Genomic DNA, 19,171 nt, shown 5'->3' on the forward strand with positions numbered 1-19,171 from the left:
TATGCTTGAAATTTTAATTACTTTGTATGCTTTATTTACAATTTATAGAGTGGTTTTGAGTATCTTACAGATAAATTACATTAAAAGATGTAAAGAACCAGTAGTATTGCCTGAAGCAGAATTTCATAATGCCGCAATCGTAGCAATACAAAAGCAAAAATTTGAGATAATTCATAATATTTTTCTATTTATTACTGTAGCTATATGGAGCGTATGGGGCGCTAGTGCTTTGGCTTCTAGTCTTAGCGGTATAGAGATAGTTGTAGTAAGAGATGCTTTGCTTGTGGCTTTATTTTTAGTCATTGGGGTAGTAATTAACCTACCTTTTGAGATATATAGTAAATTTGTAATGGATAAGAAATTTGGCTTTTGCAATAGCACAGTTGGGCTTTTTGCTATGGATTTTATTAAAACTATAATAATGATTTTTGTATTTGGGTTTGGAGTTTCATGGATTTTATTAAATTGCTATGAGTTTTTAGGACAGAGCTGGTGGATATGGGCTTTTGCGATTAGTTTTGGATTAATTTTGCTAGTAAATTTGATATATCCGACAATTATTGCTCCAATATTTAATAAGATTACTCCACTGCAAAATGATGAGTTAAATTTAGCCATAAATGATCTATTAAACTCATGCGGATTTAAAAGTAGTGGTATATATAGTATGGATGCTAGCAAAAGAGATAATAGATTAAATGCTTATTTTGGTGGTCTTGGAGCGACTAAGAGGGTAGTATTATTTGATACATTGATAAATAAGCTAGATAAAAATGAGATTATAGCAGTTCTTGGCCATGAACTTGGTCATTTTAAGCATAAAGATATAGTTAAGAATATAGTTTTAATGAGTGTAGTTTTATTTGGTTTTTTTGCAATTTTTGGCAATATTCCAGTTAGTGCCTATACTGCGCTTGGATTGGAACAAAGCGGTGGTGGATTATTTGTCTTTTTCTTGCTTTACTCTTCGCTTTTTATGGTAGTTGTAGAGCCTTTGATATCGACATTTTCTAGATCTCATGAATTTGGTGCTGATGAATTTGGTGCTAATAAAACTAATAAAGAGTATATGATATCAGCTCTTAAAAAACTTGGTAAAGAAAATAAATCTTTTCCTCTTTCGCATCCATTTTATAGTTTTGTATATCATTCACATCCAACTCTATTTGAGAGGCTAAAGCGTCTTGAGAATTTGTGATGGGTTGAGTTTAGCTAAGAAATTTGGTAATCGTTTTGCTTACTTGCTAATGGAATTTCATTTAAAAAAAAGCAAGGAGTGGATATTTTTACATCTAAATGATGAACTTGCCAAAAAAGATGAATTTATAACGCTTTTAGATAGATATAAAAATGGAGAGCCATTAGAGTATATTTTTGGTTGTTGTGAGTTTATGGGAAGAGATTTTGAGGTAGGGCAGGGAGTTTTAATCCCAAGATTTGAGACTGAGATTTTAGTAGAAAAAGCTTTAGAGATAGCTAGTAAATTTAATTCGCCAAGGATTGCTGAGATTGGCGTTGGGAGTGGAATTATTAGTATATCTTTAGCTTTAGAGCTTAAAAATGCTAAAATAATTGCTACTGATATTAGTTCAGATGCACTTAAGTATGCTAAGATTAATAAAGATAAATTTCAAGTCGATATAGAGCTAATAGAGTCAAATTATCTTGATAAAGTTAATGGTGATTTTGATATTATTATCTCTAATCCACCATATATAGCAGCCAATTATCTGCTGGATAAATGGGTTTTGAGTGAGCCAAAAACAGCATTAATAGGCGGTCAAATTGGTGATGAGATATTAAAAGATATTATTAATCTAGCAAAATCTAGAGCTAAATATCTAATTTGTGAAATGGGTTATGATCAAAGAGAATCTATGAAAAATTATCTTGATAAGCTTGATTTTCAAAGTGAGTTTTATACTGATCTAGCTGGATTAGATCGTGGATTTGTAGCTTATAATAAAGGAAAATAATGGTTAAATTTAGAAGTTTTTATCTGCTTTTGCTTGGTATTTGTATTGGTGCTGAACTTGCTATTGGGATATTTATGGCACCTGTGATATTTTATCCATCGCAATATATTGGCGAAGGAGTTTTGAGTCACTATCAAAGCGGTCAATTAATGACACAGGTATTTTTAAAATATAATGTGATGTTGATATTTATCTCATCGCTAATTTTTCTTTTTGAGATTGTTAATTTAAAAAATAGCGAGAGTTTTAATTATAAAATTAGTGCATTTTTCTTGGCACTTATTATAACTCTTTTGGCTATGGCATTTGTGTTTTACTTTACTCCATATATTCTTGATGCACAAAAAATAGGAGCTGAAGCGACTGCTACGGCTGAATTTGCTAGTATGCATAAAGCTAGTGAATTTGTGATGAAAGCAATGATGTTGGCTCAAGTGGTATTATTTTTTATTAGGGTGCGTAAGGAGAGTTAATGGGATTAAGGGTTAGAATTTATTATGAAGATACAGATAGTGGCGGGATAGTATATCATAGCAATTATATTAAATTTTGTGAGCGTGCTAGAAGCGAGATAGTATTTGCTTCTGGAATTGAATTTAATGATAGCCGCCATTTTGTAGTTACAAAGCTTGAAGCGCACTATTTAAAACCTGCTGTTTTAGGTGATATATTAGATGTTCAAACCAAGCTTGTCAAGGTTGGTGGTGTAAGTTTGACCCTGGCTCAAGATATATATAAAGTAGCAAACATTAAAGGAGAGTGCGAGCGTGAATTGATATTTCGTGCGAAGGTTGTAGTAGGATTTATTAGCGATGGAAAGCTCTCTAGACTTGAGCCAGAATTTGCTAGAGTTTTTGGCCAGTTAAATGAATATTAAAACTAAGTAATAGGATTTACCTATTACTACTCATCAAAATAAAATCCATAATTTCCAGTACGCATAATATTTATATTGTATTGTATTTGATTATTTTGCATCTCTTCTTTAAAGATAGCTTTTGCGCTTTTGTTTATGTAGTTTAGATATATAAAATCCATTCCAATCATTGTAGAGTAAGCTACCCAATCATAATCAAGCTTTTCGCCCAAAATTGCACTAAGTGTCTCTAGCTGACTATCAGGAGTCATTATGGAGTTAGCAATATACATATTTTTACGATCACCACTTTGAGTAAGGCTGATTAAAGCGCTATTATAGTTAAGCTGAGTTGAGAGTAGTATGTGAGGTGTAAGCTCAAATACTCTAAATTGCGAACTAAGTAGTGCGCTTTTAATTAATGGAGTATTTAAAAATATAGAGCTATTTTTAACCTTATAATTATTTTTTAAGAAATTTAGCTTTATATCACTACCTTCTATATTCTTAATATATGGTTCATTTGTGTTATTAGCAACTAGATTATTTAGCATATCTGAGACTCTACTACCATCGCCAAATGCGGTTATTTTATGGTTAGCTTTTGTTAATAGCTTTTGAATTTGTGCTTCATAATCAATCCCACCAAAAAATAAATTCGGATTTGGATTTTGAACTGTTTTAATATTTATAGTAGGGATATAAAATATTAAATCATCATAATCACTACTATTTATAACAGATAAACCATTTGTAGTAATTGGGGCTATAAAATGCTCAAATCCAGCACTTTTTGCCCTTTGTATGGCTGAGTTTAGGCTATCTTTGCTCTCATCACCACTATAAAATATCTCAATATGCGAGCCAATATCACGCTTGAAAATATAAGCAAAAACTGAATCACTTACTACTACAGAGTAGCTTTTTATTACATTTTGTGGGATTATTAAAGCAATTTTAATATCTTTGCGACCAATCTCTATTTCAGGAATAATTAAAAGTTTTTTGATATCTGCATAATAGCTTTTAATCGGTTCTTTAATTGTGAGCGGATTATATATAAATTGAATAAAATCTACTCCATTAGATAACTCTTTTAAACAAGCTTTATCACATCTATTTTGTGCATTTACTTGAATAAAAATCATACAAGTTATAAAAAAAGCTATAATCAAATTTTTCATATATATCCTTTAATTTTTTTTAAATCCGTTATAAATTCACTAGCTTTGCTAGGATTTTTGTCAATCCAATTACTATCAAAAGTAGGTAGATATAGTGAGTTTTTAAGTCTGTATATTCCACCTCTATGGCTATCAAATGAGCTACTTTTGGCTAAATAATTAAAGCAATTTTCTCCAAAACTTACTATAAATTTAGGCGATATAATCCTAAGTTCTAGCTCAAAAAATTTTGAACAAATCTCTATATATCTTGGATCGGTTGTTTTATTGATACATTTTAAAATGTAAGTAAAATAGAGCTTACTACTATCAATATCAGCCATTTGTAGATATTTTGCTAGTGAAGCAGTCTGGGTGCATACTCCACTTTGATCGCTTTTAATATCCGGACTCTCAAAGATAAAAACAATCCCATTATCAAGATCGCCGCTGCCTACTACTGCTTTGTTTCTACTTTTGCACAACTGGCAAAGATTGCAGCTTTTTATCTGCGAATTTAGCGAATTTAGCGAGTCAAACTCAATACGCTTAGCTTTTGTGAGTTGATCATTTCCAATGAATCTAAACCCCATCGCACGAAGCATTTCAAGCTCATAAATACTACAATTTTTATCCATTATATTACCAAAAAGCTATTTAATCTTTAATAAATTTGCTAAATTCTCAAGCTCTTTACCATCAACTCTAAGATGAAAAAACTCATCTCTATTTTTTGCGCCTAATTTATAATAAAATGCCAAACTTGGCTCATTCCATGTCAGACACTCCCACTCTAATCTGCCTAAATTTTCATCTATGCAAATTTGAGCAAGTGTAGCTAGAAATTTCTTACCAATTCCTTGATTGCGAAATTCAGATTTTACATAAAGATCTTCAAGATATATCCCGCCACGACCTAAAAAGCTTGAAAATGTATAAAAATATATGGCATAACCTATAATATCATTTTTATATTCACAAACTAAGATTTTAGCATAATTATTTTTAAATATTGAGGTGCTAAATTGTTCATTGCTAAATGTAACTTTATCGCTCATCTTTTCGTAGCTAGCAAGCTCTTTTACTAGAGTAATTATATCATCTATATCATCTTTTGTAGCTAGTCTTATTTGATACATTAATTTTGCCTTTGATTTAAAATTATGAGCAAGATTATAGCAATTTAGAGCTGAATTTGAAAAAAATTAATTTAAATATCAATTATAATGCTAAATTTTAAGTCAAATTTGTATATAATTTATCTGCCTGGATGACTCGATAGCATTTTTATGAAGGTCCAACAAATTAGTATTAGCGAAGATGTGCAGAGTGGTGTGACGCGACTTTGTTTGAAGCTTATGGGCTTAGAAGCTGCGACCTAAAGCTGTTGCCTATTTGCAAGATTGGCTTTATATTAGGGCCGATTCTACTATGCACCGACCATCTGGGTATTTTAAATTTATAGGAATTATATGAATATTTTAGTTATCGGAAGTGGCGGTAGAGAGTATGCTATAGGATTAAGATTGACTCAAGATAGCACAAAACACAATCTGTTTTTTGCGCCTGGCAATGGAGCGACTGCGAATTTGGGTCAAAATGTGGATATTAAAGATTTTAATGAATTAGCTAAATTTGCAATTGAAAATAAAATAGAACTTACTATAGTAGGACCTGAAAATGCTCTAAGTGATGGAGTAGTTGATATATTTAAAGCTAATAATCTAAATATTTTTGGCCCATCTCGTGCTGCTGCAAGATTGGAAAGCTCAAAAGCCTATATGAAGGAATTCTTAGATAAAAATAATATAAGAACAGCAAGATTTATAAATACAAATAATTATGAAGAAGCAGCAAAATTTATAGATACTTTAGGTGATATAGTAGTAGTAAAAGCTGATGGTTTATGTGCTGGCAAAGGCGTAATAATAGCTAAAAGCAAAGATGAGGCTAAGAGTGCTGCAAGAGATATGCTAAGTGGGCAGAGTTTTGGCGAGGCTGGTGAGAGAATTGTAGTTGAGGAGTTTTTAGATGGCTTTGAGCTTAGCTTCTTTGCTATATGTGATGGTAGTAGCTTTGTCTCTTTACCAGTAGCACAAGATCACAAAAGACTTTTAAGTAATGATGAAGGGCCAAACACCGGTGGAATGGGTGCTTATGCTCCAAGTCCATTAGCAAATAATGAGCTAATTAAAAGAGTAGAAAAAGAGATAGTAGAACCAACTCTTAAAGGAATGCAAAATGAAAATGCTCCATTTTGCGGTGTTTTATTTGTAGGATTAATGATAGTAAATGAAACTCCTTATGTTTTAGAATTTAATGTAAGATTTGGTGATCCTGAGTGCGAGGTTTTAATGCCTCTTATTAGTGGTGAATTAGGAGAGATTTTACATAGTGCTGCTCTTGGAAAGCTAAGCAAATTTGAGCTTAAAAATGAGTATGCTGTAGGAGTGGTGTTGGCTAGTAAAGATTATCCATATAAAAGTAGTCCAGCTGCAAAAATAAGCGTAGAAAATATACCACAAAACTCACATATAGCATATGCTGGAGTATCTTTAATTGATGGTGAATTATATGCAACAGGTGGTAGAGTATTAGTAGCTGTAGGTAGTGGAGCAAGTGTAAAAGAGGCTAGAGATAGAGCCTATGAACTGACTAAAAATATTCAATTTGATGGTATGCAATACCGTGATGATATCGGATATCAGGCGCTTTAATGAGAGAGAGCTTAGAAGAAAAACTATATAGAGAAAATATCACTATAGCTAGTATAAATAGGCGCGTATTAGCATATGCTATTGATGATATTATTATATCTGTACTGTTTATGTTGATTTATTGGGATTTTATTTCTAGTGCCAGTGAGGTTGGAGTTGAAGCTGTATTATCTGCTATATCGAATTTATTTTGGCAGATTACAGTGATGAAGGTTGCCTATCATACATTTTTTATATGGTATTATGCTGCTACGCCTGGTAAGATGTTATGCAAAATTGTCTGCATAGATACAGTAATGCTCTCTAGACCAAGCCTTAGTAGTAGTTTTCTTAGGGCGTGTGTGAGACTTTTGAGCGAGTCTTTATTTTACATTGGGTTTTTGTGGGCGCTTGGAAATCAACAGCGTCAAACCTGGCAAGATAAACTAGCCAAGACTGTAGTTTGTAATGCGTATTAGATTACTAGCATTTGCTGGGCTTTTGTGTAGTGAGCTTTTTGGCAATATAGAAAATGTCGAATTCTTAGCTAGCGATGTGCAAAAAAATGGTGATATTATAACTGCTAAAGGCAATGTATTGCTCTATTCTCAAAACTACTTAGCTAGTGCAGATAGTGCAAAATATGACCAAAAAAGTAATATTATAGAGCTATTTGGCAATGTTAGCTTAATGCGTGGTCAGTATGAGACAAGTCGCTCAGAGTATGCCAAAATAGATTTAGCTACTAATGAGATGAGCTTTACAAATAGCTTTGTAATGGATAAGAAAAAAGAGATCTGGCTCCAAAGCGATGAGAGTTGTAATAGCGATGAAAAGATAAGCGTAACTAACTCTATTGTATCAAGCTGTAATGTTAGCGATCCAGATTGGCATATAGGATTTAGTAGCGGTGAATTAAATAAACAAAGCAAATTTTTGCATCTTTACAATCCTGTATTTTATGTTAAAAACACCCCTGTGATGTATCTACCATATTTTGGTTTTAGTACCGATAAGACTAGAAGAACTGGACTTTTAACTCCACAATTATCATATAATGGCGATGAAGGACTAGTATATTTACAGCCAATTTATATTGCTGAGTATAATGAATGGGATTTGGAATTTGATCCGCAAATTCGCACTAATAGAGGTCTTGGATTATACTCTACATTTAGATTTGCTGATTCGCCATATTCTAATGGATATATTCGTGGCGGTATATTTGAAGAAAGAAGTAAATATAAGCAAAAAGAGAATCTTAAAAATAAGCAACATAGTGGCATAGAGTTAGGATATGATAGAGATAGACTTGTTAGCTATTTGATAGATGGTGATTTTAAAGAGGGCTTATGGCTTGAGTTTGTAAATTTAAATGATATTGATTATTTAAATTTGCGTGGTAGAGATGAAGGCAATCACGATTCATTGGTTCAATCAAAACTAAATTATTTTATCACAACTGATAATCACTATCTTGGTTTATATGCTAAATACTATATAGATACTGCTAAAATCGGTACTAGATATGGCAATGACGATACCTTGCAAGAGATACCAAAGATTCAATATCATAGCTTTTTTAATACATTTATAGTGCCAAATTTGACCTATTCATTTGATTTTAAATACCATAACTACACTAGAGAGATTGGAGCTAGTGCAAATCAATATGAGATAGATATTCCTCTTGGATTGCAGTTTGGATTATTTGATGATTATGTAAATTTATATATTAGTGAAAATTTATACGCATCACATGTTGATTATAATAATGCTAAATATTATGATGGCAGTGGTTTTTATGACAACAATTATGATGATCTTATCAATCACTATCATAGAATTTTATTAGAAAATGATATGGCTAGAGCATTTAGTAATTTTTATCATACTTTAAATTTTAAATTTGATTATATTAAGCCAGGATACAATAATGGCGATATCAATGAAAAACTCTTAAAATACTATTTAATCAAAGATGGAGTAAATTATAACCCTAGTAATTTAGCGCTATTTGAAGATAATTTTATAGATAGAGCGTCTAATATATATACAACTGAAAGATTAGGATTTGAAGGTTCGCAATTTTTTTATAACTCACATGGGCAAAAGATATTAAGGCATAGCATCAAACAAAGTTATGATTTTGATAATGATGATATGGAGAGCTTGGAAAATAGGCTAAATTTATATTATGGTAATTTTGATTTTGCTAATAAGATAGAGTACTCTTATATAGATCATGATCTTTCAAAAATTCAAACCGGTGCCTTATATAACGGTAATAAAATTGGTCTAAGATTATGGCATACATATGATAAAAACTACCGTGATGGCGATGCATATGATCAAGAGAACTATTTAAGCAGTGATGTAACTCTTAAATTGCCATTTAATTATGAGCTTTTTGCTGGAATAGATTATGATTTAAAAAAAGATTATACCAAAATGTGGCAAAGTGGAATCCACTATAAAAGAAAATGTTGGGATTATAGTTTAATTTATAAAGAAGATATTGAGCCTAAAAATACAAGTGCAGGCTTAGAGTCAAAAAAAAGCCAAGGGGTATATTTATACTTTAGCTTCTATCCACTAGGTGAAGTTGGGTATGACTTTTCTATAGAACAAGAAAAAGAGGCACTAAATTGATAAATCCAAATGATCTTAAATTTCAAGACGAATTAGATGCTGCTAGCAAGCTACTAGAGGCTTTACCTCAAAAAGAGCTAATAGATGGTGATTTTGTCGTAGTATGCTCATCTTTAGATAGTGTGGTTTTAGCCAATGAAGTAGCTAGTAGTCTTGATCTTAGCTATGAGTTGCTCTTTAGCGAGAGGCTTTATGCGCCAAATAATCCTGAGTGTGAAATTGCTATAGTTAGTGAGACTGAGGAGATTGTTTATAGCAGTGAATTGGTTAATGCTTTTGATATAAGCTTAGATTTTATTTATGGTGAAGCACACCGTAAATATGAAGAAAAAATTTTAAAAAATGTTTATAAATATCGCAAAGGTAAGCTTTTAGAAAATCTTCAAGGTAGAAATATTTTATTAGTTGATTTAGGATGTCAAACAGGTATTACAGCACTTGTATGTATTAAATCGTTAATAAATTTAAATGTAAAATCTATAATATATGGCACTCCACTTATAGCAGCTGATATATTATCATACTTTAATACCTTGGTTGATAGTTTATATTATGCTAAAAAGATAAGCAATTTTGTGGATGTAGATTTTTATTACAATTCTAGAGTTGCAGTAGAATCAGCCATGTCTATTTTAGAAGATAGTCCGCACTATTTACCACTACAAAAAATACAAAAATCAAAGGAGATATAAATGCAGTGCAGTATAGAAGTAAATAATCAAATTCAAATTTTTGATCTAAATAAGGTCGCTAAGCAAGCTAGTGAAGCAGTGCTTTTAAGGGTAAAAAATACCGTAGTACTAGCTACAATAGCAAGAGAAGATACTCAAGTTGAAGAGGATTTTTTGCCTTTGACTGTTCAGTATTTAGAAAAGCAATATGCAGCTGGTAGAATTCCTGGCGGATATGTAAAGCGTGAGACAAAGCCAGGAGATTTTGAAACTCTTACTAGTCGTATAATAGATAGAAGTCTTCGTCCGTTATTTCCAAAAGGCTATGCCTATCCTACTCAAATAGTAGTTATGGTATTAAGTGCTGATCCTGAGGTGGATTTACAAGTTGTAGGATTAAATGCTGCAAGTGTAGCTTTGTATTTAAGCGATATTCCAGTTGAGCGTCCAGTATGCGGGGTTAGGGTTGGACATATTGATGGAGAGTTTGTGTTAAATCCTAGTAATTCAGAGCTTAAAAAATCCACACTTGATCTATATGTAGCTGGGGTTAAAGATGAGCTTTTGATGATTGAGATGAGAAGCTTGCCGACACTAACTAATGATATAACCTCTATGATAGCGATGGATCCAGTAGTAGATATGGGTCTATGTAGTGAGTTTATTCAAAAGCAATCGATGAATGAATTTGATGAATCTAAGATGCTTGAAGCGATTAAATTTGCAAATGAGGCTATATTAAATGGTTCTAACGCTTATGAAGAGGCATTTAAAGAGTATAAAAAGACTCCAGCGCAATTAGAGTATAAAAGCGAAATAGAAAATAGCGATATTGCAATATATATAGATGAGTTTTATAAAACTGAAGTTAAAAATGCTATAAATCAGATGGCAAAAAGTGAAAGAGCAAGTGAATTAGTTAAAATAGCTAATCAAATTGCCCTTAGCGATACAGCTATAAGCGAAGGCTGGGATAAGGATTTAATACTAAATATATTAGGTAAATATAAGAAAAAAATTGTAAGAGAACAGATAATAAATGAATCAAAAAGAGCTGATGGTAGAGGGCTTAAAGATGTTCGTCCAATTAGTATCGAGACAAATATACTACCAAATGCACACGGTAGCTGTCTATTTACAAGAGGACAAACACAAGCTTTAGTAGTAGCAACTTTAGGTACTGATAATGATGCTCAAATGAGTGAGTTATTAACAGAAAAGACAGCTGTAGCAGATAAATTTATGTTTAACTATAATTTTCCAGGCTTTAGCGTAGGTGAGGCTAGCCCTATTAAGGCTCCAGGTCGTAGAGAACTAGGTCATGGTAATCTAGCCAAAAGAGCACTCTACCCAAGTATAGATCTAGATAGTCCATATTCTATTAGATTAGTAAGCGAAATTTTAGAGAGCAACGGATCAAGTTCTATGGCTAGTGTATGCGGTGGCTCTTTAGCACTTAGAGCCGCTGGAGTACAAAGTTGTAAGCTAATAGCAGGTGTGGCTATGGGGCTTGTATTTGAAGGTGATAAGCATGCTGTATTAACTGATATTATGGGGCTAGAAGATCATGATGGCGATATGGACTTTAAGGTAGCAGGTAGCAAAGATGGTATTACAGCACTACAAATGGATATAAAACTTGGTGGCATTAGCCATGAGGTTTTAAAAGAGGCTTTATTACAAGCTAAAGAGGCTAGAGAGCATATTTTAAATATTATGCAAGAGGCTAATAATAATATAGTAATTAATGAAGATATTTTACCAAAATTAGAGCTATTTAGTGTAGATCCATCAAAGATTGTTGATATCATCGGCCAAGCTGGAAAAACTATCAAAGAGATAATTGAGAAATTTGATGTAAGCATTGATTTAGATAGAGAAAAGGGCGAGGTTAAAGTAGCTGGTTCGCAAAAAGGCAAGGTTGAAGCAGCCAAAGAGTATATAATCCAAATTACACAAAAAGATTTAAAAACAAGAGGTGGTAAAAAAGAGGTTAAAAATATAGATAATTTTAAAATTGGAGAGGAATTTGATGGAGAGATTAAAAAGATAGCTACTTTTGGTGCTTTTGTCTCTTTAAGAGATGGAGTAGATGGTCTTCTTCATATCTCAAAAATTAAATCACCTATTAAAGAAGGTGATCGCATTAAAGTAAAAGTAAGCGAGATAAAAGCTGGTAAAATCTCGCTAGATTTAATTTAAAAGGAGTACTTATGAATATCAAAAAAATATTTTGTCCATTAGTTAATAATGATGAAATACAAAATCATATTTATGGCGGCTTGCTTATTGCTAAGGAATTTGGTGCTCATATAGATTTTTTATCTTCTCAGATAGATCTTGAGTTAATATCAAATTTAGATATGACAATTAGTAGAAGCAATATGTTTGAGTCTTTAAAAGGTGCTTTTGCAACAGAATTAAATGAACAAAAAAATAAAAATTATGAAATTTTTAAAAGTGTTTGCAAGGAGCTAGGTGTAAGTATTGGCAATGTAGCTGGAGTGCCTAGTGCAAATTTTGAAACTCAAAATGGTATTAGAAGTCGTGTGTATGAGTATGAAGCAAAATTTTGCGATTTAGTTGTATCTGCGTGTCCGGTACATGGCGAGGCTACATCTACATTTGATGCAACTGTAATTAATAGTGGTAAAAATGCTATTATCATCCCAAATGAGATGAAAAAATTTAGTATGGATAATATATTAATTGGCTGGAATGGCACTACAAGTATCTCAAGAAGTTTAACAAACTCTATAAATATTTTAAAAAGAGCAAAAAATATTCATATTATAGTAACTAAAAAATATGATGATACAGCTTTAAACGCTAAATCAAAACTACTTGAATATCTAAAGTATCATGATATCAATGCTACATTTGAGGTGGTTACTACTACAAATATACCAGGAGAGGCTTTATTAGAAAATACACTAAAAGGCGAATTTGATATGGTTATAGCTAGTAGCTATGGAGAAAATGGGGTAAAAGAGATATTCTTAGGTGGTAGCACGAAGCATTTCTTAGAAAATACTCCAGTGCCAGTGTTTATGTAGTTTAAAAGCTATTTTTTGGGTCATTTTGGTGATTGTTTGTCCATTTTAGCATAGTTCCTCCTAACATATGGAAGTGTAAATGCATCACCTCTTGGCCGCTATTTTCACCACAATTAGTTACTAAGCGATATCCAGTTTTATCCACGCCAATTGCTATTGCAACTTCTTGGATAAATTTTGTCATCTCACCCATTAATGCTGGATCCATCTCTTGAAAATTTTCATAGTGCTTTTTAGGGATTATTAAGATATGCACAGGCGCTTTAGGATTTATATCATGAAATGCTAAAAATTTGTCATTTTCTAAAACCTTATTTGAAGGTATCTCACCAGCTACAATCTTATCAAAAATGCAAGACATTATTAAACTCCTAGATTAAATTTAGCTATATTATATCAGATAATTTTATATAATTTTCTATAAAATTGAATAATTTTTTGATTTTTTTAAAGCCATTAAATCTTTTAAAATGGTAAAATTTTGCCTAGTTGTGATTATAAATTTAAGCAATTAGTATCAATTTATTTTAATTAAATTTTAGATACAATAAAGATTAAATTTAGTTAAGGAATATAGTTTGCAAGATATTATTACTAAAATCGACTCAGCTGTAAGCTTAGATGAGTTGGAACAAATTCGGCTTGAACTATTTGGTAAAAAGGGTAGTATTACGGCTGAATTTACTAGATTAAAAGATGTTGAGCCTGAGAATAAAAAGGCTTATGCACAAAGTTTAAATATTAAAAGAGATACTTTAACTGCAAAGTTAAATGAGAAAAAAGCTGTTCTTGAGAGCGAGTATATTAAGGCTAAGATGAAGAGTGAAGCTATTGATATTTCACTATTTAATGAACCACTTTCTACTGGTGCGTTACATCCGGTGATGGAGACAATGGATAAGATTATTGAATATTTTGTAGCACAAAATTTTAGTATCGAGACTGGTCCATTAATAGAAGATGATTTTCATAATTTTGAGGCTTTGAATTTGCCTAAATATCACCCAGCAAGAGATATGCAAGATACATTTTATCTAAAAGATTTTAGACTTCTTAGAACTCATACTAGCCCAGTTCAAGTTCGTACTATGCTAAATCAAAAACCACCAATTCGTATGATAGCACCTGGTTCTGTTTTTCGTAGAGATTTAGATCTCACTCATACTCCGATGTTTCATCAAGTAGAAGGTCTAGTAGTAGAAGAAGAATCAAAAGTTAGCTTTGCAAATTTAAAATATATCTTAGAGGATTTTTTAAGATATATGTTTGGTGATGTTAAAGTAAGATTCCGCCCTAGCTTCTTCCCATTTACTGAGCCTAGTACAGAAGTTGATATTAGCTGTATATTTTGTAGCGGATGTGGATGTAGGGTTTGTAAGCAAACTGGCTGGCTAGAAGTGCTTGGTAGTGGCGTAGTAGATCCAAATGTATTTAAAGCAGTAGGATATAAAAATGTAAGTGGATATGCATTTGGACTTGGCGTGGAGCGTTTTGCAATGTTGCTTCATAGAATTCCTGATCTTAGAAGCTTATTTGAAGGGGATATTAGACTATTGGAGCAGTTTAAATGATAATAAGCAAAAATTGGTTAAATGAGATTATAGATCTTTCAAATTTTAGTACAGAGCAGATCTGTGCAAAGCTAAATTCAATCGGATTAGAAGTAGATAGTGTTACTAATATAACAATACCTGATAATATTGTAGTTGGCTATGTTAAGAGTTGTGTAAAGCATGAAAATAGCGATCATTTGCATGTTTGTGAAGTAGATGTTGGCAATAAGGTTTTACAAATAGTTTGTGGTGCTAAAAATGCAACTGCAGATATATATGTAGCTGTAGCTATGGTAGGTGCTGTAATGCCAAATGGTTTAGAGATTAAAGAGGCTAAGCTAAGAGGCGTACAAAGCAGTGGAATGTTATGTTCATCAACAGAGCTTGGCCTACCTAAGATAAATGATGGAATTATAATATTAGATGATAGTATCGGAGAGTTAATTTTAGGTAAAGAGCTAAAAGAGTATGATGTTTTAAATGATGATATTATAGAGATTGAACTAACGCCAAATCGTGGAGATTGCTTAAGCGTTTATGGTATTGCTAGGGATTTATCAGCTGCTTTTGATATTACTATGAGAGATGCTAAGCCAAATAGCGAAGAAGATAGACAGCTTGGAATTGGTCGTTTGCTTAGTGTGCATTGTGAAGATAAAATTAGTGGAGCTTTTGCTTATAGAGCAATTGAGATTAATCAAAGTTTTAAACAAAGGGTCAAGCTAGCGCTTAGAGCTGCAATTATAGATTCAGATATGAGTACAAATTTAGAGCGTGTATTAGAGTATCTTACTCACTATACTGGAGTTATATTTAGAGCTTATGATCATGGCAAACTTGCAAATAGTAGCGATGAAAAGATATCTTTAACAATTAAAAAATTAAGCAATGGTGCATATGGAGTTGGCTGCAATGATAAGATTTTAAGCATTGCTGGTATTAGTCAAAGTGATGAAGCTAGAGTAGATGAAAATACTAAAATTGCCATTATAGAAGCTAGTTACATAGATCCAAATTTGGTCTCAGAGGTTCTAGGCAATAATAAGGATATGAAAAAAGATGAGTTTGCTTATAGATCAACTCGTGGATCTGAGCCAAATTTAAATTATGCTATGAATATATTATTTAATCTTTTGGCTAAAAATAATAGTATATCGCCATATTCTGGCACTCAACAAGTGCAATTAGATAAGGAGCAGATTGCTATTAGTTTTAGTGCATCTGATATTAGCTCTATGATTGGTATGCAAGTAAGTAGTAGTGATATTGCTAAAATTCTTAAAAAGCTTGGCTTTGAGATTAGTGCAAATTCTGAAAAAGAGCAAATTTATGCAAAAGTACCACTATATCGTCATGATATAGCAAATTCGCATGATATTTGCGAAGAGATTGTAAGGATTATTGGAATTGATAATATTCCAGCTCGTGCCTTAGAATATAGTGAGAAAAATCGCATAAATGATGCGTATGAAAGATATAAATTATCACGCGACATTAGACAAAAAGCAGCAAATTTAGGCTTTTTTGAAAGTGTGCATTATCTATTTGATAATCCAATTGAGCTTAAAGAGTTAGGTGTGGCTTGTTCGTCTGAAGTGCTATTAAATCCTATAAATAGCGAGTTAAGCGTATTAAAACCAACCTTAATTAATCACCTATTAAATGCAGTTAGCTTTAATATTAAAAATTCAAAAAGATCGGTTAAATTGTTTGAATTTGGCGATGTAATTAGCAAAGATGGAATTCAAAGAGCTAAATTTGGCTTTGTATTTAGTGGGCTTTTAAGTGAGCCTACACTTTTAAATGGCGCTAAGCCAGATACAATTAATTTTATCCATTTTGCAAATTTAATTCAAAATATTTTAGGTAAAATCGAGTTAAAAAAATCAAACGATATTGGATTTTTAAGCGAATTTGAACAAGCAAAAGTATATCAAAATGGCGAATATATCGGCTATATTGGTAGAGCAAATGCGATAGTAGAACAAAGTAAAGATCTATTTACAACATATATTTGTGAAATAGATTTTGATAATTTAAAAGCAAATAAAAAATTAGCAAACCCATACTCAAAATTCCAAAGCCTAAGTAGAGATTTAAGCATTATAATGCCAAAAGATATGCCATATCTTCGCATTAAAGAGCTTATAGAAGGGTTAAATATTAAGAGTCTTAAAGAGTTTTTACCAGTTGATATTTATGCTGATGAGAGCTTAGGTGATAATATAAGCTTAAGTGTAAAATTTACATTCCAAGATGATGCTAAAACTCTTGAAGATGAAGAGATTGTAGCTATTATGGATGAGATTTTGACAGCTTTAAAAGATAATTTAGGTATTGGATTAAGATGAGAGTAGAGCCTTTAAAATCTAAATTTGATGTGGAATTTGATTTAGTTTCTACTGATAAATCTATCAGTCACAGATGTGCTATATTTTCTCTTTTAAGCGATGAGACGAGTGTGATTAGCAACTATCTTGAGGCTGAAGATACACTAAACTCGCTAGCTATTGCCTCAAAGCTTGGTGCTAAGGTTGAAAAGATTGATGATAAATATCATATTACTCCACCAGCACAAATTAGCTCAGCTAAATCTATTTTAGAGTGTGGTAACTCAGGAACTGCGATGAGAATATATATGGGACTTTTGGCTGGTTGTGATGGATTTTATGTATTAAGCGGTGATGAGTATTTAAATGAGCGTCCAATGAGGCGTGTAGCTGATCCACTGATTAAAATAGGTGCTAAAATTGATGGTAGAGACAAAGCAAATAAAGCTCCAATTGCTATTCGCGGTGGAAATTTGGAATATTTTAATTATGATTCAGCAATTGCTTCAGCACAGGTTAAAAGCGCTCTGATTTTAGCTGGTTTATGTGCTAAGGGATGCGAGTTTAGCGAACCAGAATTAAGTCGTGATCATAGTGAGCGAATGCTAAAAGGAATGGGAGCAGATATTAGCTATGAAGATGGTAAAATTATTGTAAAACCACTAGGATCAAAAAAGCTAAAACCTCTTATAATGAGTGTGCCAAATGATCCTAGTTCATGCTTTTTTTATGCTGTAGCAGCAGCTATTACTCCAGGTGCTAGAGTTAAATTTAAAAATATATTATTAAATAAAACTAGAATTGAAGCTTATAAAGTCTTAGAAAAAATGGGAGCAAAAATTAGCTATACAATTACTAGTAGCCAGTATGAAGATATTGGAGATATAGAGATTATCGGTGATAAATTAGAAGCTATTAGCGTAGATGATAATATTTCGTGGTTAATCGATGAAGCTCCAGCTCTTGCTATTGCTTTTGCTTGTGCTAGTGGCAAAAGTGAGCTAAGAAATGCAGCTGAATTAAGAGTAAAAGAGTGCGATAGAATCACAGTAACTATAAATGCATTAAAGGCTTGCGGTATAGAAGCGGGTGAGTATGAAGATGGATTTTGGGTTGTTGGATCTAAGCCAAAAAGAGCGCTTATTGATAGCCATGGAGACCATAGAATAGCTATGAGTTTTGCAGTGCTTGGACTAAAGTGTGGAATGGATATATCAAAAAGTGAATTTATAGCTACATCGTTTCCTAAATTTAGTCACTTTTTAAGATCTTTAGGAGCTAAAGTTGAAGATTGAACTTGCTAAAAATTATGGATTTTGTTTTGGTGTTAAAAGAGCTATAAAGATTGCTGAAAACTCTGCAGGATCAAAAGATTCTACATCAGCAACAATTGGTGAATTAATTCATAATAGCTTAGAAATTGATAGGCTAAAGGATAATTTTAGAGTTAAGACCTTAAAAAATATAAACGAATTAACTGATGAAAAAAGGGCAATTATCCGAACTCATGGCATTACAAAAGGTGATTTAGAAAGATTAAAAACTACTGGGATAGAGGTAATAGATGCTACATGTCCATTTGTTACTAAACCGCAAAATATTGCTGAAAAGATGAGCAATGAAGGTTATGAAATTGTAATATTTGGAGATATTAACCATCCTGAAGTGCGCGGTGTAATGAGTTATTCAACCAAGCCTGTACATGTAGTGCTATCTCAAGAGGAGTTAGCAGGCGCTAAATTACCGCAAAAAGTAGCCGTAATCTCTCAAACTACTAAAAAAATTGAGGAGTTTATGACTATTGTAACGCACCTTATGCAAAGGGTAAAAGAGGTTAGAGTATTTAATACTATATGTAATGCAACATTAGAAAACCAAGAAGCTGTAAGAGAGTTAGCCTCAAAAGCTGATGTAATGGTAATTGTAGGTGGTAAAAACTCTTCAAATACTAAACAACTATATTTAATTTCTAAAAATTTATGTAAAGATAGCTATCTAATTGAGAGTCAAGAAGAGTTAAATTCAAGTTGGTTTAAAAATAAAAAGCATTGTGGTGTAAGTGCTGGAGCTAGTACGCCTGAATGGGTTATTCAAAATGTTATAAAAGAGCTTGAAAATATCGATAAAATTTATAATAGTTAATATAATATAAAGCTAAAAAAAGGTAAAATTTAGCACTTAAATGCTGTAAAGCAGAAAGAAAATCTATAGATAAAAG

At 32.1% G+C, this 19,171-nt stretch carries 18 protein-coding genes; 14 read left to right on the plus strand and 4 right to left on the minus strand.

Translation table 11 applies throughout. The features are described from left to right. The first annotated feature begins 1 nt into the window (after window position 1). Genes CVIC12175_RS02735 through CVIC12175_RS02750 form a run of 4 tightly spaced genes read left to right on the plus strand, consistent with a single transcriptional unit; the run spans window position 2 to window position 2,853 of the window. Window positions 2-1,198, plus strand: coding sequence for a M48 family metallopeptidase (locus CVIC12175_RS02735; RefSeq protein ID WP_086256798.1), 1,197 nt, complete (start codon window positions 2-4; stop codon window positions 1,196-1,198). Continuing rightward, window positions 1,185-1,976, plus strand: coding sequence for a peptide chain release factor N(5)-glutamine methyltransferase (gene prmC / locus CVIC12175_RS02740; protein WP_086256797.1), 792 nt, complete (start codon window positions 1,185-1,187; stop codon window positions 1,974-1,976). The genes CVIC12175_RS02735 and prmC overlap by 14 nt, the downstream gene beginning before the upstream one ends. Continuing rightward, the gene (locus tag CVIC12175_RS02745) at window positions 1,976-2,449 is read left to right on the plus strand and encodes a DUF4149 domain-containing protein (protein WP_086248485.1); all 474 of its coding nucleotides are present in this window, start codon (window positions 1,976-1,978) and stop codon (window positions 2,447-2,449) included. Before prmC ends, CVIC12175_RS02745 begins: the two co-directional genes overlap by 1 nt. Continuing rightward, window positions 2,449-2,853 carry a YbgC/FadM family acyl-CoA thioesterase gene (locus tag CVIC12175_RS02750; protein WP_086256796.1) on the plus strand — a complete coding sequence of 135 codons (405 nt, stop codon included), beginning with the start codon at window positions 2,449-2,451 and terminating at the stop codon, window positions 2,851-2,853. Before CVIC12175_RS02745 ends, CVIC12175_RS02750 begins: the two co-directional genes overlap by 1 nt. A 26-nt stretch (window positions 2,854-2,879) precedes the next feature. Here CVIC12175_RS02750 and CVIC12175_RS02755 read toward each other — a convergent pair whose 3' ends face one another. The 3 genes from CVIC12175_RS02755 to CVIC12175_RS02765 are packed head-to-tail and all read right to left on the minus strand — an operon-like array spanning window position 2,880 to window position 5,134. Continuing rightward, window positions 2,880-4,016: a hypothetical protein gene (locus tag CVIC12175_RS02755; RefSeq protein ID WP_086256795.1), complete on the minus strand. Its 1,137-nt coding sequence runs from the start codon at window positions 4,014-4,016 to the stop codon at window positions 2,880-2,882. Beyond that, window positions 4,013-4,633, minus strand: coding sequence for a uracil-DNA glycosylase family protein (locus CVIC12175_RS02760; protein ID WP_086256794.1), 621 nt, complete (start codon window positions 4,631-4,633; stop codon window positions 4,013-4,015). The genes CVIC12175_RS02755 and CVIC12175_RS02760 overlap by 4 nt, the downstream gene beginning before the upstream one ends. 15 nt (window positions 4,634-4,648) lie before the next feature. Then, the gene (locus tag CVIC12175_RS02765) at window positions 4,649-5,134 is read right to left on the minus strand and encodes a GNAT family N-acetyltransferase (RefSeq protein ID WP_086256793.1); all 486 of its coding nucleotides are present in this window, start codon (window positions 5,132-5,134) and stop codon (window positions 4,649-4,651) included. Between the two features lie 333 nt (window positions 5,135-5,467). On the opposite strand from CVIC12175_RS02765, the gene purD reads away from it, so the two are divergent. From purD to CVIC12175_RS02795, 6 genes are read left to right on the plus strand one after another with little or no spacing between them, the layout of a single operon-like run. Further along, entirely contained in the window at window positions 5,468-6,712 is a 1,245-nt protein-coding gene (purD, locus tag CVIC12175_RS02770; protein WP_086256792.1) for a phosphoribosylamine--glycine ligase, read from the plus strand. Further along, entirely contained in the window at window positions 6,712-7,170 is a 459-nt protein-coding gene (locus CVIC12175_RS02775; RefSeq protein ID WP_086255419.1) for an RDD family protein, read from the plus strand. Before purD ends, CVIC12175_RS02775 begins: the two co-directional genes overlap by 1 nt. Further along, complete coding sequence (locus tag CVIC12175_RS02780) at window positions 7,160-9,343, plus strand: LPS-assembly protein LptD (RefSeq protein WP_086255418.1); 2,184 nt, start codon at window positions 7,160-7,162, stop codon at window positions 9,341-9,343. Before CVIC12175_RS02775 ends, CVIC12175_RS02780 begins: the two co-directional genes overlap by 11 nt. After that, complete coding sequence (locus tag CVIC12175_RS02785) at window positions 9,340-10,035, plus strand: phosphoribosyltransferase family protein (protein WP_086246695.1); 696 nt, start codon at window positions 9,340-9,342, stop codon at window positions 10,033-10,035. Before CVIC12175_RS02780 ends, CVIC12175_RS02785 begins: the two co-directional genes overlap by 4 nt. Beyond that, on the plus strand, window positions 10,036-12,216 hold the full coding sequence (locus CVIC12175_RS02790) for a polyribonucleotide nucleotidyltransferase (protein ID WP_086256791.1): 2,181 nt from the start codon (window positions 10,036-10,038) through the stop codon (window positions 12,214-12,216). A gap of 11 nt (window positions 12,217-12,227) precedes the next feature. Then, window positions 12,228-13,070: a universal stress protein gene (locus CVIC12175_RS02795; RefSeq protein ID WP_086246693.1), complete on the plus strand. Its 843-nt coding sequence runs from the start codon at window positions 12,228-12,230 to the stop codon at window positions 13,068-13,070. A 1-nt stretch (window position 13,071) separates the two neighbouring features. Here the strand turns inward: CVIC12175_RS02795 and CVIC12175_RS02800 are convergent, their stop codons facing one another. Next, the gene (locus CVIC12175_RS02800) at window positions 13,072-13,431 is read right to left on the minus strand and encodes a histidine triad nucleotide-binding protein (protein ID WP_086256790.1); all 360 of its coding nucleotides are present in this window, start codon (window positions 13,429-13,431) and stop codon (window positions 13,072-13,074) included. Between the two features lie 217 nt (window positions 13,432-13,648). On the opposite strand from CVIC12175_RS02800, the gene pheS reads away from it, so the two are divergent. Genes pheS through CVIC12175_RS02820 form a run of 4 tightly spaced genes read left to right on the plus strand, consistent with a single transcriptional unit; the run spans window position 13,649 to window position 19,095 of the window. Beyond that, a complete protein-coding gene (gene pheS, locus CVIC12175_RS02805) occupies window positions 13,649-14,641 on the plus strand; it encodes a phenylalanine--tRNA ligase subunit alpha (RefSeq protein ID WP_086256789.1) in 993 nt (330 codons plus the stop codon). After that, on the plus strand, window positions 14,638-16,974 hold the full coding sequence (gene pheT / locus CVIC12175_RS02810) for a phenylalanine--tRNA ligase subunit beta (RefSeq protein ID WP_086302447.1): 2,337 nt from the start codon (window positions 14,638-14,640) through the stop codon (window positions 16,972-16,974). The genes pheS and pheT overlap by 4 nt, the downstream gene beginning before the upstream one ends. Further along, window positions 16,971-18,248: a 3-phosphoshikimate 1-carboxyvinyltransferase gene (aroA, locus tag CVIC12175_RS02815; RefSeq protein ID WP_086302446.1), complete on the plus strand. Its 1,278-nt coding sequence runs from the start codon at window positions 16,971-16,973 to the stop codon at window positions 18,246-18,248. The genes pheT and aroA overlap by 4 nt, the downstream gene beginning before the upstream one ends. After that, window positions 18,238-19,095 (plus strand): 4-hydroxy-3-methylbut-2-enyl diphosphate reductase, encoded by an 858-nt coding sequence (locus tag CVIC12175_RS02820; RefSeq protein ID WP_086248148.1) that lies wholly within the window; start codon window positions 18,238-18,240, stop codon window positions 19,093-19,095. Before aroA ends, CVIC12175_RS02820 begins: the two co-directional genes overlap by 11 nt. Window positions 19,096-19,171: the final 76 nt, after the last annotated feature.

Origin of the sequence: Campylobacter vicugnae (assembly GCF_002139875.1) — a bacterium.
GTDB classification, from domain to species: Bacteria; Campylobacterota; Campylobacteria; order Campylobacterales; family Campylobacteraceae; genus Campylobacter; species Campylobacter vicugnae.

Coding starts and splice junctions, on each gene's coding strand:
- CVIC12175_RS02735 (WP_086256798.1), top strand. CDS start 2: ATGCTTGAAATTTTAATTACTTTGTATGCTTTATTTACAATTTATAGA.
- CVIC12175_RS02745 (WP_086248485.1), top strand. CDS start 1,976: ATGGTTAAATTTAGAAGTTTTTATCTGCTTTTGCTTGGTATTTGTATT.
- CVIC12175_RS02750 (WP_086256796.1), top strand. CDS start 2,449: ATGGGATTAAGGGTTAGAATTTATTATGAAGATACAGATAGTGGCGGG.
- CVIC12175_RS02755 (WP_086256795.1), bottom strand. CDS start 4,016: ATGAAAAATTTGATTATAGCTTTTTTTATAACTTGTATGATTTTTATT.
- CVIC12175_RS02760 (WP_086256794.1), bottom strand. CDS start 4,633: ATGGATAAAAATTGTAGTATTTATGAGCTTGAAATGCTTCGTGCGATG.
- CVIC12175_RS02765 (WP_086256793.1), bottom strand. CDS start 5,134: ATGTATCAAATAAGACTAGCTACAAAAGATGATATAGATGATATAATT.
- purD (WP_086256792.1), top strand. CDS start 5,468: ATGAATATTTTAGTTATCGGAAGTGGCGGTAGAGAGTATGCTATAGGA.
- CVIC12175_RS02775 (WP_086255419.1), top strand. CDS start 6,712: ATGAGAGAGAGCTTAGAAGAAAAACTATATAGAGAAAATATCACTATA.
- CVIC12175_RS02780 (WP_086255418.1), top strand. CDS start 7,160: ATGCGTATTAGATTACTAGCATTTGCTGGGCTTTTGTGTAGTGAGCTT.
- CVIC12175_RS02790 (WP_086256791.1), top strand. CDS start 10,036: ATGCAGTGCAGTATAGAAGTAAATAATCAAATTCAAATTTTTGATCTA.
- CVIC12175_RS02795 (WP_086246693.1), top strand. CDS start 12,228: ATGAATATCAAAAAAATATTTTGTCCATTAGTTAATAATGATGAAATA.
- CVIC12175_RS02800 (WP_086256790.1), bottom strand. CDS start 13,431: ATGTCTTGCATTTTTGATAAGATTGTAGCTGGTGAGATACCTTCAAAT.
- pheT (WP_086302447.1), top strand. CDS start 14,638: ATGATAATAAGCAAAAATTGGTTAAATGAGATTATAGATCTTTCAAAT.
- aroA (WP_086302446.1), top strand. CDS start 16,971: ATGAGAGTAGAGCCTTTAAAATCTAAATTTGATGTGGAATTTGATTTA.